Annotated in this window: 12 protein-coding genes; 5 read left to right on the forward strand and 7 right to left on the reverse strand. The window is 72.4% G+C overall.

Annotation, left to right across the window (positions count from 1 at the left end):
* Nucleotides 1-28 precede the first annotated feature (28 nt).
* Nucleotides 29-1,405 (forward strand): NAD-dependent succinate-semialdehyde dehydrogenase, encoded by a 1,377-nt coding sequence (locus QSJ60_RS17055; protein WP_285464762.1) that lies wholly within the window; start codon nucleotides 29-31, stop codon nucleotides 1,403-1,405.
* A 10-nt stretch (nucleotides 1,406-1,415) separates the two neighbouring features.
* Nucleotides 1,416-2,216, forward strand: coding sequence for a nitrilase-related carbon-nitrogen hydrolase (locus tag QSJ60_RS17060; protein WP_285464763.1), 801 nt, complete (start codon nucleotides 1,416-1,418; stop codon nucleotides 2,214-2,216).
* A gap of 37 nt (nucleotides 2,217-2,253) precedes the next feature.
* On the opposite strand, the gene QSJ60_RS17065 is transcribed toward QSJ60_RS17060, so the two are convergent.
* Together QSJ60_RS17065 and QSJ60_RS17070 are read right to left on the reverse strand one after the other, a co-directional pair.
* A complete protein-coding gene (locus QSJ60_RS17065; RefSeq protein ID WP_285464765.1) occupies nucleotides 2,254-2,850 on the reverse strand; it encodes a TetR family transcriptional regulator in 597 nt (198 codons plus the stop codon).
* Nucleotides 2,847-4,328 (reverse strand): APC family permease, encoded by a 1,482-nt coding sequence (locus tag QSJ60_RS17070; protein ID WP_285464766.1) that lies wholly within the window; start codon nucleotides 4,326-4,328, stop codon nucleotides 2,847-2,849. Before QSJ60_RS17070 ends, QSJ60_RS17065 begins: the two co-directional genes overlap by 4 nt.
* Nucleotides 4,329-4,481: 153 nt before the next feature.
* On the opposite strand from QSJ60_RS17070, the gene QSJ60_RS17075 reads away from it, so the two are divergent.
* On the forward strand, nucleotides 4,482-5,630 hold the full coding sequence (locus QSJ60_RS17075; protein ID WP_285464767.1) for a DmpA family aminopeptidase: 1,149 nt from the start codon (nucleotides 4,482-4,484) through the stop codon (nucleotides 5,628-5,630).
* Here QSJ60_RS17075 and QSJ60_RS17080 read toward each other — a convergent pair.
* From QSJ60_RS17080 to QSJ60_RS17100, 5 genes are all read right to left on the reverse strand, one after another.
* Nucleotides 5,627-6,256 (reverse strand): hypothetical protein, encoded by a 630-nt coding sequence (locus QSJ60_RS17080; RefSeq protein ID WP_285464768.1) that lies wholly within the window; start codon nucleotides 6,254-6,256, stop codon nucleotides 5,627-5,629. The two genes, QSJ60_RS17075 and QSJ60_RS17080, sit on opposite strands and share 4 nt — an antisense overlap.
* Nucleotides 6,253-6,909: a hypothetical protein gene (locus tag QSJ60_RS17085; protein WP_285464769.1), complete on the reverse strand. Its 657-nt coding sequence runs from the start codon at nucleotides 6,907-6,909 to the stop codon at nucleotides 6,253-6,255. Before QSJ60_RS17085 ends, QSJ60_RS17080 begins: the two co-directional genes overlap by 4 nt.
* A 94-nt stretch (nucleotides 6,910-7,003) precedes the next feature.
* A complete protein-coding gene (locus tag QSJ60_RS17090; protein ID WP_285464770.1) occupies nucleotides 7,004-7,747 on the reverse strand; it encodes a winged helix-turn-helix transcriptional regulator in 744 nt (247 codons plus the stop codon).
* Between the two features lie 10 nt (nucleotides 7,748-7,757).
* On the reverse strand, nucleotides 7,758-8,195 hold the full coding sequence (locus QSJ60_RS17095; protein WP_285464771.1) for a VOC family protein: 438 nt from the start codon (nucleotides 8,193-8,195) through the stop codon (nucleotides 7,758-7,760).
* 103 nt (nucleotides 8,196-8,298) lie between these two features.
* Complete coding sequence (locus QSJ60_RS17100) at nucleotides 8,299-9,855, reverse strand: PucR family transcriptional regulator (RefSeq protein WP_285464773.1); 1,557 nt, start codon at nucleotides 9,853-9,855, stop codon at nucleotides 8,299-8,301.
* Nucleotides 9,856-10,035: 180 nt separating this feature from the next.
* Here QSJ60_RS17100 and QSJ60_RS17105 point away from each other — a divergent pair, with 180 nt between their 5' ends.
* Nucleotides 10,036-11,586, forward strand: coding sequence for a CoA-acylating methylmalonate-semialdehyde dehydrogenase (locus QSJ60_RS17105; RefSeq protein WP_189085654.1), 1,551 nt, complete (start codon nucleotides 10,036-10,038; stop codon nucleotides 11,584-11,586).
* 29 nt (nucleotides 11,587-11,615) lie between these two features.
* Nucleotides 11,616-13,022, forward strand: a complete 1,407-nt coding sequence (locus QSJ60_RS17110; protein ID WP_285464774.1) for an aspartate aminotransferase family protein — start codon at nucleotides 11,616-11,618, stop codon at nucleotides 13,020-13,022.
* The last annotated feature ends 74 nt before the right edge of the window (nucleotides 13,023-13,096 follow it).

The raw sequence follows: 13,096 nt of genomic DNA on the forward strand, positions 1-13,096 counted from the left end.
ACCCACGAAGACGAAGGAGAGAGCCGAAATGGCGAAGTACCGGGTGCAGAACCCAGCGACGGGCGAGATCGTCGAGACCTTCGAGGTCGCGACCGACGCCGAGATCGAGCAGACGCTCGCGGCGGCCGACGGCGCCTACCGCGAATGGCGCGAGCGCAGCGTGCAGGAGCGCGCCGCCGTCGTGAAACGCGTCGCCGAGCTGTTCGAGGAGCGCAAGGAGGAGCTCGCCCGCCTCATCGCGGTCGAGATGGGCAAGTCCCTCGCCGAGTCGATCGACGAGGTCGAGTTCGCGACGGCGATCATCGAGTACTACGCGGTGCACGGACCGAGCCTCATCACCGACTACGAGATCCCCTCGACCATCCCCGGCAAGGCGATCATCGAGCAGCTGCCCATCGGCACGCTGCTCGGCGTCATGCCGTGGAACTTCCCCTACTACCAGGTGGCCCGCTTCGCGGCCCCGAACCTCGTGCTCGGCAACACGATCATCCTGAAGCACGCCGACATCTGCGCCCGCTCGGCCCTCACGATCCAGGAGATCATGGAGGAGGCGGGCATGCCCGTCGGCGGTTACCAGAACGTGTTCGCCTCGCACGAGCAGATCGCCACGATGATCGCGGACGACCGGGTGCAGGGCGTCTCGCTCACCGGCTCCGAGCGGGCTGGCGCGATCATCGGCGAGCAGGCGGGCCGGCACCTGAAGAAGTGCGTGCTCGAGCTCGGCGGCATCGACCCGATGGTCGTGCTCGACGCCGACGACGTCGCGAGCGTCGCGAAGGCAGCGTGGGACTTCCGCGTCTACAACGGCGGCCAGGTCTGCAACTCGAACAAGCGGATGATCGTCATGGACGACATCTACGACGAGTTCGTCGCCGAGCTGAAGAAGCTGGCCGACGGCCTCGTCCCCGGCGACCAGCTCGCCCTCGGCGAGGGCGAGTACGCCCCGCTGTCGACCCGCGTGGCCGCCGAGACGGTGCACGAGCAGGTGCAGCGCGCGGTCGCCGCGGGTGCAACGCTCGAGGCGGGCGGCGTGCTCTCCGACGGTCCCGGCGCGTACTACTCGCCGGCCGTGCTCACGGGCGTGCCGCGCGACTCCGCGTCGTACCGCGAGGAGATCTTCGGGCCGGTCGCGACCGTCTACCGGGTGCACAGCGACGAAGAAGCCCTCGAGCTCGCGAACGACTGCGACCTCGGCCTCGGCGGCTCGGTGTTCTCGACCGACGAGGCGCGCGCGGCGCGCGTCGCCTCGCGGCTCGAGGTCGGCATGACCCACGTCAACACGATCGCCGCGGAGGCGGCGGAACTGCCCTTCGGCGGCGTGAAGCGCTCCGGCTTCGGCCGCGAGATGGGTCCCATCGGCATCGGCGAGTTCGCGAACCGCCGCCTGTCCTTCGTCGCGAAGTAGCGGGCACGAGATGAGCCGGCACGCGGGGACCGCCCGGGAGCGCGAGCTCCGGGTGGTCCTCGCGCAGCTCGCGGCCGCGCCGCGCGATCTCCGCGCGAACGCGGCGACCATCCATGAGGTGCTGGCGGGCCATCCGGATGCCGAGCTCGCCGTCTTCCCCGAGCTGTTCCTCTGCGGCTACACCGGCGAGCGCGTCGGCGAGCTCGCCCTGACGCGCGACGACCCGCTGCTCGCCGAGCTCGCGACGGCCTGCGCCGACTCGGGCACGGCCGTCGCCTTCGGTTTCGCCGAGCGCGGCGAGCCGGATGCCTCGCGGCCCGACGGCGCCGTGCACAACTCGCTCGCGATCATCGACGCCGAGGGCCGGCTCGCCGCCGTGTACCGCAAGCGCCTCCTGTTCGGCGCCGAGGCGGAGGCCTTCGCCCCCGGCGCCGACGATGTGCTCGGCACGGCGGCGGGCACCGCGATCGGCGCGCTGATCTGCTTCGACGTCGAGTTCCCGGAGCCGGCGCGCCGGCTCGCCCTGGCCGGAGCCGAACTGCTCGTCTCGGTCGCCGCGAACATGGCCCCCTACCTGCCCGACCACGAGCTCGCCTCCCGGGCCCGGGCGCTCGACAACCGGCTGCCGCACGTCTACGTCAATGCTGTGGGCGAGGCCGAGGGCCTGCGTTTCGTCGGCGGTTCGCGTGCGGTGCGGGCCGACGGCTCGGTCGCCCTCGAGCTCGGCGCCGGCGAGGAGGTCGCCGAGGCCGTGCTCACCGTGGGCGCGGCGGTCGACCCCGCGGTGGACTACCTGCGCTTCCTGCGCTGAACGGCACGCACGGCGCGCACAGCGCGCACCGCGCACGTCAGCCGAGCCCGCAGTCCAGTGCGAGCTCGGCGTACTCGACGACGGCGCGGCGGCAGGCCGCCCGGTCGAGCTCGACGCCGATCAGCGGGTAGAGGTCGTACGCGTCCTCGAGCGCGACGAGGTTGCGCGCGATGGTCGCCTGCTCCTGGCGCGGCCGGAATGCGCCGAGCGCCGTACCGACCTCGATCGTCGAGCGGTACAGCATCACCTGCCGCTCCACGATCGAGCGGTGCAGCGGCTTGTACTGCGGCTTCTCGCGCAGCAGTCCGATGCTCTCGTAGACGAGTCGGAGCTCGTCGCTGATCACGTCTGGCACGCCGGCTTCGATGAGCGCGCGGAGTCGCGCCGCGGCATCCGGCTCCCGCTCGGCGATCGCGCGCCGGCGCTCGTAGAACTCCTCGAGCACGCCCTCGACCGCGGCGAACTGCAGCTGCTCGAAGCTGTCGAAGTAGTAGAGCACGCTGCCGGCGCTCACCTCGGCCTCGGCGGCGACGGCGCGCACATTGGCCTGGGCCATCCCCCGCTCCCGCGCGACGCGGCGCAGCGCCGCGACGAGATCGTCGCGGCGCTGCGCGTGCTTCGCGGATCGCGTCACGCTTCGGCCCGTTCGTCGTCGAGGTTCTCGGCGAGGGCGGCGTAGCGGCCGGGGTCGCGTCGGCGGATGATCATGGCGATCACGATACCGACGATGAACAGCAGCGGGGTGGGCGCGAGCAGCACCCAGTTGATCGGGCCGGTCATCGTCGTCACGATCTCGAAGTTGAACGCGATGAGCAGGAACCCCGTGATCAGGCCGGCCGCGCCGATCGCGGGGGCGACGAGCACCCGCCAGACGCTGTGCCCGCGGCGGTTCCGGGCGAAGAAGCCGACGACGGCGACCGCGGCGACCGCCTGTGCGAAGACGAGGCCGGCGACGCCGGTGGCGTACGTCCAGATCGCGAACTGCAGGAAGGGGTCGGCCCCCAGCAGGAACGCGACGAGGATGGCGACGACGGCGATCACGCTCATCACGGCGCTCGCCACGTACGGCGCCTTCGTCTTCGGGTGCGTGCGGCCGAGCGCGGCCGGCAGCAGCCGCTCGCGGCCGAGCGAGTAGAGGTAGCGGCTCGACGCGTTGTGGAAGGCGAGCAGGCAGGCGAAGAAGCTCGTCACGATGAGCACCTGCATGACGATCGCGGCCCAGTCCCCGAGGTACTCGGCGCCCGCCGCGAACACCATCGTCTCGAAGGCGTCGCCTCGGGCAATCTCGATCACGCCGTCGGCGCCGAACGCGACCGTGAGCATCCAGAAGGTGAAGGCGTAGAAGACGCCGAGGAAGCCGATCGCGAGGTACGTGGCGATCGGCACGGTGCGCCGCGGGTTGCGGGCCTCTTCGGCGTAGATCGCGGTGCCCTCGAAGCCGAGGTAGGCGCCGAAGCCGACGACGAAGAGGCTGCCGGCGCCGGCGGCGAAGAAGATCTCCTTCGGGTCGAAGGGGGCGGCGCTCCACGGCTCGGGACCGCCCTGCACCAGCACGGCGACGGACAGCACGAGCAGGATGGCGACCTCCGCGGTGAGCAGCACGCCGAGCACCTTCGCGCCGACGTCGATCTTGCGGTAGCCGAGCAGGGCGACCACCGCGGCGGCGATCAGGGACCAGACCACCCAGGGCAGTTGGATGCCGAAGAGGCCGCCGAACGTGAGCTCGCCGAAGAAGCCGATGAAGCCGTAGAAGCAGACCGTCAGGATCGCGTAGGCGAAGATCGTCACGAACGACACCCCGAGGCCCGCCGGCTTGCCGAGGCCGCGCGAGACGTACGCGTAGAAGGCGCCGGTGTTGCGCACATGCGTCGACATCGCGGTGAAGCCCAGGGCGAAGAGGATCAGCACGACGGCGCAGACGAGCATCGCGCCGGCCGCCCCGATGCCGCCCATGCGCATGGAGGTCGGCGCGGCGCTCGCGACCACGGTGAGCGGTGCCGCGGCCGAGACGACGAAGAAGACGACGTCGCCGACGCCCAGCCGGCCGGCGGCGAGGGAGCCTCTTCGGGTGGACGGGGCGCGCTCGGCGGTGTTGATCGGGTGTTCAGACATCATCGTCTCCTCGGCGTGGGGGCAGCCGCATCGGGTGCAGCAGAATCTGAACGCTCATTCAATCGAGGCACCCGGGCGCTGTCAAGAGTGCTAGCGTGATCGTCACCCGAAAGTTGAACGGGTGTTCGAGAACGTCGAGAACGAGGAGCGTCGATGACGACCACCAGCCAGTCCCCCGTCGAGTCCCCGCGGGCCAGAGACCTCGGCGTGCCCTTCGACGGCACCCCGGGACCTGTGAACGCGATCACCGACGTCCCCGGGGTGCAGGTCGGCTACACGACGCTCGTGAGCGGACCCGACGCGGCGGGCACCGCGCGCACCGGGGTGACGGCGATCCTCCCCCGCGGCCGCGACGGCGTCGGCGTCCCCTGCGCCGCCGGCACCTTCTCGCTGAACGGGAACGGGGAGCTGACCGGGCGCAGCTGGATCGACGAGGCCGGCATGCTCGCGCTGCCGATCGCGATCACGAACTCGCACGCCGTCGGCGCCGTGCACCAGGGCGTCGACGAGTGGGTGCACGAGACGCATCCCGAGGTGTCAGCGCAGTGGATGCTGCCGGTCGTCGGCGAGACCTGGGACGGCTACCTGAACGAGATCAACGGCGGGCACGTGCGGCCCGAGCACGCGCGGGCCGCCCTCGACGCCGCCGCCGGCGGCCCGATCGCCGAGGGCAACGTCGGCGGCGGCACCGGCATGAACTGCTACGCCTTCAAGGGCGGCACCGGCAGCGCGTCGCGGATGGTCGCGACGGCCGGCGGCGAGTACACCGTCGGCGTCCTGCTGCAGGCCAATTTCGGCGATCGCGACGAGTTCCGGCTCGCCGGCCGGCCGCTCGGCCGCGAGTCCGCCGCGCCGAAGCCGATCGAGGACGACGACTGGTTCGTGCGCGACGGCGAGCGCACGAAGGCCGCCGCGGGCGCCGGCAGCGTGATCGTCATCGTCGCGACGGATGCCCCGCTCCTCCCTGGCCAGTGCGAGGCCCTCGCCCGACGAGTGCCGCTCGGCCTCGCCCGCACCGGCACGGCGGGCAGCCACTTCTCGGGCGACATCTTCCTCGCGTTCTCGACCGCGAACCCCGGCGCCCTCACCTCCCAACTCGGTCGCGGGGCGAACCAGGGGCTCGAGCGGCTCGACTTCGTGCCCTGGGGCGCGATCGATCCGCTGTACCGCGCGACGGTCGAGGCCGTCGAGGAGGCCGTCGCGAACGCCCTCGTCGCCGCCCGCGACCTCGAGGGCCGCGACGGGCACGCGAGCTACGCCCTCCCGCACGAGGAGGTGCGCCGGGCGTTCGCCGAGCGTTAGCCGCAGAACTCCTTCGGCGCGCGGGGCTCGGCGGAGGAGCCGATGTACGTGACAGCGCCCTGATAGACGATGAAATCGAGCCACCCGGCGTCGTCGTCGCCGACCGCGTAACCGTAGCCGTCGAGACTGACCTGCGTGGTCTGCTGCAGCGTCGGGTACGCAGCGGTGAGCTCGGCGAGCGTCGAGCCGAGCCCGATGCCCTCGGCGGTGCGCGGGGCCTCGGCGCCCGGGGCGCCGGAGAGCCACACCTCATCGACCTGATCGCCGGCCTCGGACGTGATCAGCAGCACGGTCGCCGTGCCCTCGCGCGACATCGTGTGCAGGCGCGGGCATGCCGCGTCGACGGGCTCGAGCGCGAACGTCGTGAGCGGGGTCGCCACGTCGGGGTAGACCGCGCCGCGCGCGACGGGACCGACGCCGAACGCGCTGATCACCCAAGTGCTGACGTCGGCGGGATCGGGTGCCGCCACGGTGGGCGTCGCGGTGGGCGTCGGCGTCGCGGTGGGCGTCGGCGTCTCGCTCGCCGTCGGGCTCGGCGTCGGCTCCGGCCCGCTCGCGCAGCCGGCGAGCAGCAGCGCCGCGATCGCGAGACCCCCGAGCATGGCGGCACCGCCTCGCACGCTCACGCGCACAGCTCCTGCGGGGTGAACTTCGTGTCGGCGGCGGCGATGCCGCCCACGACACCCTCGACCGCAGTGAAGATGATCCATCCCGCCTCGTCGTCGCCGACGGAGAACACCGTCGAACTCGGCCGCTCGATGACCAGCTCGAGATCCGGGTAGGCGGCCTGGAGTTCCGCGACGGTCGCGCCCAATCGAATCCCGGCTTCGGTCGCGCCGCCGTCGCGCAGCCCCTCCGGGTCGCGGACGGAGCCGAAAACCCAAACCCGGTGCACCAAGGACCCGTCCTCCGAGCGGATGACGAGCACGTCGGCGGCGCCATCTCGTCGCAGGTACACGAGCTCCGGGCACAGCCCGGACGGCTCGACCGAGTACAGCTCCGTCAGCGAGTCGATCGCGTCGGGGTATGCCGCTCCGCGCTCGATCGGCCCGATACCGTCGGCGCTGATCAGCCAGCTCGACGGGTCGGCCGGGTCCGGCGCGGCCACCGGCGTCGGGGTGGGTGTCAGGGTCGGCGTCGGGGTGGGCGTCGACGTCTCGCTCGCCGGCGGGGTCGGCGTCGGCTCCGGCCCGCTCGCGCAGCCCGCCAGCAGCAGCGCGGCGACCGCCGCGACCGCCCCCGCGATCCTGACGCGCCCGCCCGCGCTCGATCCCGCCATCATCTCCCCCAAGCCGTTCACCTGCAGTGGTCGGCTCAGCGTATCCGCACGATGCCCTCCGCCGGGCGTCGCGGAGATATCGCTCCGGTAACGCCTACGCGACCGCGACGCCCGTCGAGCCCGCCGCGCCGGGCGGCGGTCCGACGGGTTCGATGCGGAAGGTGCGGGTGAAGCGCTCGAGCAGCTCGGCATCCCCCGCGAACGCCGCCGACCCGGGCCGGCCCATCGCGCTGTCGGCGAGCAGGGCGCGCAGCGCCGCCGGCGCCAGCTCGAGCTCGAGCACCGCCTCCGGCACCGGCTCGAGCGCGGAGCGCCGCCGCGGTTGGGGCAGCGCACCGGAGCCGACGGGGACGACGTCGAGCGTGCCGCCGACCACGATCGCCGAGACCGCCACGGGCGGCTCCGCCCCGGAGAGCGTCAGCACGTACTCGGTCGGCGGGAGCGCCGCCGCGGCATCCGGCCGGAACGCCGCGGCGAGCGCGAAGCCGAGCGCGTCGGCGCTCATCGTCTCGCCCTCGCCGGGATCGCCGAGCACCGACCAGCCCCAGCGCTCGAGCGCGAGGACCACGGGTTCGAGGCCGCGACCGAGCGGCGTCAGCTCGTAGCCGCCGCGCACGCTCGGCACGCGGCGCACGAGGCCCGCCTCCTGCAGCTCCTTCAGGCGATCGCTCAGGATGTTCGTCGGGATCCTGGGCAGGGACGCCTTGAGGTCGCTGTACCGGCGCGCACCGCCGAGCAGGTCGCGGACGATGAGCAGCGCCCATCGTTCGCCGACCCGTTCGACGGCGCGCGCGACGCCGCTGTACTGGCCGAAGCCGCGCGCGGCGCGGGTGCCCACGGGCGCCTCGTCAGGCCTGGCCGGCGAGGTACGCGTCGGGGCCCTGCTCGGCGGCAGCCTGCTCCATGAAGAGGAACTCGAGCACGTTGCCGTCCGGGTCCTCGAGGTCGCGCGAGTACATGAAGCCGTAGTCCTGCGCCTCGCGCGGCTCGGTACCGCCCGCGGCGAGCCCCCTCGCGAGCACCTGGTCGACGTCGTCGCGGGACTCTCGGCTGAGCGCGATGAGCGCCTGCGCGTGCGTCTTCGGGTCGATGATCTGCTTGTCGGTGAAGGTCGCGAGGTAGTCGCGGGTGAGCACCATGAAGTACACGTTCTCGCCGAGCACGACGCAGGCCGCGTTCTCGTCGGTGAAGAGCGGGTTGATGCTGAAGCCGAGCGCCTCGTAGAACGCCTTCGAGCGCTCGAGGTCGGTCGTGGGGAGGTTCACGAAGATGCTGGTGGCGGTCATGGCGTGCTCCGGTTTCGTCGTCGAGATGGTGCGTGGACGCCTTTAGCTTGCTCTTTGCAAGTCAACTTGTCAATAGCAAGTAACCGGATGCCTCGCCGCCGGCTCAGCGACTCCCGCTCCGCCGCACGAGCAGCGCGAGATGCAGCGCCGTGAGCGTCTCGCCGTCGTCGAGATCGGCGTCGAGCAGCTCCGCGATGAGCGCGATGCGCTGGTAGAACACCGAGCGCGACAGATGCGAGGCCGACGCCGCGGCCGTGCGGTTGCCCGGATGCGCGAGCATCGCGGCGAGCACGTCGAGCAGGTCGCCGCCGCGGGCGAGGTCGTGCTCGATGAGCGGCGCGAGCATCCGCTCGCCGTGCTCCTGCAGGCGGTGGTCGTCGCGCAGCGAGGTCACGAGCCGCACGAGCGGGCGGTCGTCGGCGCGCCGGACGACGGGCCCGCGCGTGCCCCGCGCCACCGGCACCCGCGCGAGGTCCCGCGCCTGCTGCACCGAGGCGAGCAGCTCGGCGAGGCCGTGCGCCGCCTGACCCACCGAGAGCACGAGCCGCTCGCGAGCGGCGGGCTCCTCGACGAGTGAGCGGGCGAAGGCGAGCACCCCGGTCTCGTCGACCGCGAAGCGCGTCGCCTCCGGCAGCGAGACGAGCAGCACGGAGGCTGGCGCCTGCCCCTCGGCGAGCGCGCCGGCGAGTGCCCGGCCGCCCAGCGCGCGCGCCGCGGCATCCGCCCGCTCGCCCGAGATCTCGGCGCCCGAGGCGACCACGCCGAACTGCACCCCGTGAGCGATCGGCAGCCCCGCCGCCTCGAGCCTGGCCGCGGCGTTCGGCAGCGCGGCGAAGCGCCCCTCGAGGAGGGCGTCGACGAGTCGCTGGCGCCCGATGCGCGCCCATTCGTCGCCGCCCGCGTCGGCGAGCCGGCCGAAGGCGAGCGCCGTCGCACCCTGTTCGAGCACGGCGGATCGACCGGCGGGATGCTCCGGCCCGGGGAGCGCCACGAGGTGCCCCCAGCGCAGCCCGCGCGCCTCGACCGGCACGATGAGCCAGCCCTCGACGTCGCCGCGGTGCGCGCGCCGCGAGCGCGCCTCCCACTGCCGCAGCAGCGGCTCCTCCTCGCTCGGCGGCACCTCGGCGCTCACCACCTCGTGCGCGAGGTTCTCGAGCACGACCCCCGAGCCGAGCGTCGCCGCGAGCTGACGCACGATGAAGTCCGCCGGCGAGCCGCGCAGCGCGAGCCCGGTGAAGCGCTCGCGCACCTCGTCGCGGGCGACGAGCGCGGCGGTCTGCGCCGAGATGATGCGGCCGTGCACGGCCTCGGTGAGGGCGACGAACTTCACCTCGCGGTGCAGCGCGACGAGCGCGAGGCCCCGACGCTCGGCCGCCTCGGCGACCACGGCGGGCACGTAGCGGTAGTGCACGCCGAGCTCGAGCACGAGCCCGGCGAGCCCGGCGTCGACGAGGCCGCCGATGAACGCGTCCAGCTCCTCGGGCTCCGTCGGCCAGCCGGAGCCGGTCGTGAGCAGCAGCTCGCCGCCGTCGAGGAGACGGGCGACGCCGGCGCTGTCCGAGACGTGCGCCCAGCGCACCCGGGCGTCGAGCGCCTCGCCGCCGACGAGCACCTCGGGCACGCCGTCGGCGAGCGCCGGGAGGGCGAGGAGCTCGCGCACGGTCGGCAGCCCGGCACCCTCTGCGACCGGGCTCGGACGTTCCGTTCGGATCGACTCATCTTCGCGACGATCTGCCACCGCTTCACTCACTTCGGCTCTGCAACACTGGGAAACACAAGCTTAGCCGAGCTCCGGGCATTCTGTCCGGCCGGCCCGTTCCACCCCTGAGAAGGAGACGCCATGAGCACGACCGAGACCGCATCCGCCACGAGCTCGACGGCCTCGGTGCCGGTCATCGGCCACTGGGTCGACGGCGGCCACCGCGCCTCGACCTCGGGCCGCACCGCCCCGGTCTTCAACCCGGCCACCGGCGCCGTGCAGGCCGAGGTCGCCCTCGCCGACCAGGCCGAGATCGACGCCGCCATCGCCTCGGCCCAGGCCGGCTTCGAGATCTGGAGCGGCTACTCGATCGCCAAGCGCCAGACGGTGCTCTTCGCGTTCCGCGAGCTGCTGAACGCCCGCCGCGGCGAGCTCGCCGAGATCATCACTGCCGAGCACGGCAAGGTGCTCTCCGACGCGATGGGCGAGATCCTCCGCGGCCAGGAGGTCGTCGAGCTCGCGACCGGCTTCCCCTCGCTCATCAAGGGCGCCTTCTCCGAGAGCGCCTCGACCGGCATCGACGTCTACTCGATCAAGCAGCCGCTCGGCGTCGTCGGCATCATCAGCCCCTTCAACTTCCCGGCCATGGTGCCGATGTGGTTCTTCCCCATCGCCATCGCCGCCGGCAACTCGGTCGTGCTGAAGCCGAGCGAGAAGGACCCGAGCGCCGCCCTCTGGCTCGCCGAGCTGTGGAAGGAGGCCGGCCTGCCCGACGGCGTCTTCACCGTGCTGCAGGGCGACAAGCTCGCCGTCGACGGCCTGCTCACCTCGCCGCTCGTGCAGTCCATCTCCTTCGTCGGCTCGACTCCGATCGCGCAGTACATCTACGAGACCGCCTCCAAGCACGGCAAGCGCGTGCAGGCCCTCGGCGGCGCGAAGAACCACATGCTCGTGCTGCCCGACGCCGACCTCGACCTCGTCGCCGACCAGGCCATCAACGCGGGCTACGGCGCCGCGGGCGAGCGCTGCATGGCCATCTCGGTCGTGCTCGCCGTCGAGCCCGTCGCCGACGAGCTGATCGCGAAGATCACCGAGCGCATCGCGAAGCTGAAGATCGGCAACGGCGCGGGCACCGACGGGGTCGAGCCCGACATGGGCCCGCTCATCACCGCCGTGCACCGCGACAAGGTGTCCTCCTACGTCGACATCGCCGAGGCCGACGGCGCCGAGATCGTCGTCGACGGCCGCGGCTTCACCGTCGACGGCCACGAGGACGGCTTCTTCTTCGGCCCGACCCTGCTCGACAAGGTGCCGACCACCTCGCGCGCCTACACCGAGGAGATCTTCGGCCCGGTGCTCTCGGTCGTCCGCGTCGCGAGCTACGACGAGGGCCTCGAGCTCATCAACTCCGGCCAGTTCGGCAACGGCACCGCGATCTTCACGAACGACGGCGGCGCGGCCCGCCGCTTCCAGAACGAGGTCCAGGTCGGCATGATCGGCATCAACGTGCCGATCCCCGTGCCGGTCGCCTACCACTCCTTCGGCGGCTGGAAGCAGTCGCTGTTCGGCGACGCCAAGGCCTACGGCGCGCACGGCTTCGACTTCTTCACCCGCGAGAAGGCGATCACGAGCCGCTGGCTCGACCCGGCCCAGCACGGCGGCATCAACCTCGGCTTCCCGCAGAACCACTGACCCGCCTCGCTGAACCGGCAAGGAGCATCATGACCGACACGCTGACCCAGACCGCCAGCTACACCGACCGCCACGGCGCGACGCACGCCCTGCCCGACGCCGCCGGCGACGCGCAGGTGCGCGCGGACGACCGTGCGCACGTGTTCCACTCGTGGAGCGCGCAGGCCCTCATCGACCCGCTGCCCGTCGCCACGGGCGAGGGCTCGACGTTCTGGGACTACCAGGGCAACGCCTACCTCGACTTCTCGAGCCAGCTGGTGAACCTGAACCTCGGCCACCAGCACCCCGACCTCGTCGCCGCCATCCAGCAGCAGGCGGGCCGGCTCGCGACGATCCAGCCGTCGATGGCCTCCGACGTGCGCGGCGAGCTCGCCCGCCGCATCGCCGAGGTCGCCCCCGGCGACCTCGACAAGGTGTTCTTCACCAACGGCGGCGCGGACGCGAACGAGTACGCGGTGCGGATGGCCCGCCAGGTCACCGGCCGCCGCAAGGTGCTCTCGATGTACCGCAGCTACCACGGCTCGACCGCCACCGCGATCTCGCTCACTGGCGACCCGCGGCGCTGGGCGAACGAGCCGAGCGACGGCAGCGTGGCGCACTTCTTCGGCCCCTACGAGTACCGCTCCGCGTGGGGCTCGACGAGCCCCGAGGAGGAGACGGCGCGCGCCCTCGCCCACCTCGAGCAGGTCATCGTGCTCGAGGGCGCCTCGACGATCGCCGCGATCATCATCGAGACCGTCGTCGGCACGAACGGCGTCCTGGTGCCGCCGCCCGGCTACCTGCAGGGCGTCCGCGAGCTCGCCGACCGCTACGGCATCGTCTACATCGCCGACGAGGTCATGGTCGGCTTCGGCCGCATCGGCGAGTGGTTCGCGGTGAACCACTTCGGTGTGACCCCCGACCTGATCACCTTCGCGAAGGGCGTGAACTCGGGCTACGTGCCGCTCGGCGGCGTCGTCATCTCGCAGCGGATCGCCGCGCACTTCGACACGGTCGCCTTCCCGGGCGGGCTCACCTACTCGGGCCACCCGCTCGCCTGCGCGGCCGGCGTCGCGACCTTCGAGGTGTTCGAGCGCGACGGCATCCTCGAGCGCGTCCGCGAGCTGGGCGAGCGCGTCGTCGCCCCGCGGCTCGCCGAGCTGCAGGACAAGCACCCCTCGGTCGGCGACGTGCGCGGCCTCGGCCTGTTCTGGGCGATCGAGCTCGTGAAGGACCGCGAGACCCGCGAGCCGCTCGTGCCGTTCAACGCCTCGGGCGCCGCAGCGGCCCCGATGGCCGCGTTCGCCGCGGCGTGCAAGCAGAACGGCGTCTCGCCGTTCGTGCACTTCAACCGCACGCACGTCGCCCCGCCGCTCGTCATCACCGAGGACGAGCTCGTGCGCGGACTCGACGTGATCGACGAGGCCCTGACGGTGGCCGACGGCTACACCGTCTGAGCGCGCTCGCCTCTACGATGATCGCCCGCGTCCGCACGGACGCGGGCGATCTCGCGTTTCCGGCTAGCCTGAGA

Origin of the sequence: Agromyces sp. NBRC 114283 (genome assembly GCF_030268405.1) — a bacterium.
Lineage (GTDB): Bacteria > Actinomycetota > Actinomycetes > Actinomycetales > Microbacteriaceae > Agromyces > Agromyces mediolanus.

Excerpts from the sequence above, each read along its gene's own strand:
- QSJ60_RS17055 (WP_285464762.1), top strand. The coding sequence starts at position 29 with ATGGCGAAGTACCGGGTGCAGAACCCAGCGACGGGCGAGATCGTCGAG.
- QSJ60_RS17060 (WP_285464763.1), top strand. The coding sequence starts at position 1,416 with ATGAGCCGGCACGCGGGGACCGCCCGGGAGCGCGAGCTCCGGGTGGTC.
- QSJ60_RS17070 (WP_285464766.1), bottom strand. The coding sequence starts at position 4,328 with ATGTCTGAACACCCGATCAACACCGCCGAGCGCGCCCCGTCCACCCGA.
- QSJ60_RS17075 (WP_285464767.1), top strand. The coding sequence starts at position 4,482 with ATGACGACCACCAGCCAGTCCCCCGTCGAGTCCCCGCGGGCCAGAGAC.
- QSJ60_RS17085 (WP_285464769.1), bottom strand. The coding sequence starts at position 6,909 with ATGGCGGGATCGAGCGCGGGCGGGCGCGTCAGGATCGCGGGGGCGGTC.
- QSJ60_RS17095 (WP_285464771.1), bottom strand. The coding sequence starts at position 8,195 with ATGACCGCCACCAGCATCTTCGTGAACCTCCCCACGACCGACCTCGAG.
- QSJ60_RS17105 (WP_189085654.1), top strand. The coding sequence starts at position 10,036 with ATGAGCACGACCGAGACCGCATCCGCCACGAGCTCGACGGCCTCGGTG.
- QSJ60_RS17110 (WP_285464774.1), top strand. The coding sequence starts at position 11,616 with ATGACCGACACGCTGACCCAGACCGCCAGCTACACCGACCGCCACGGC.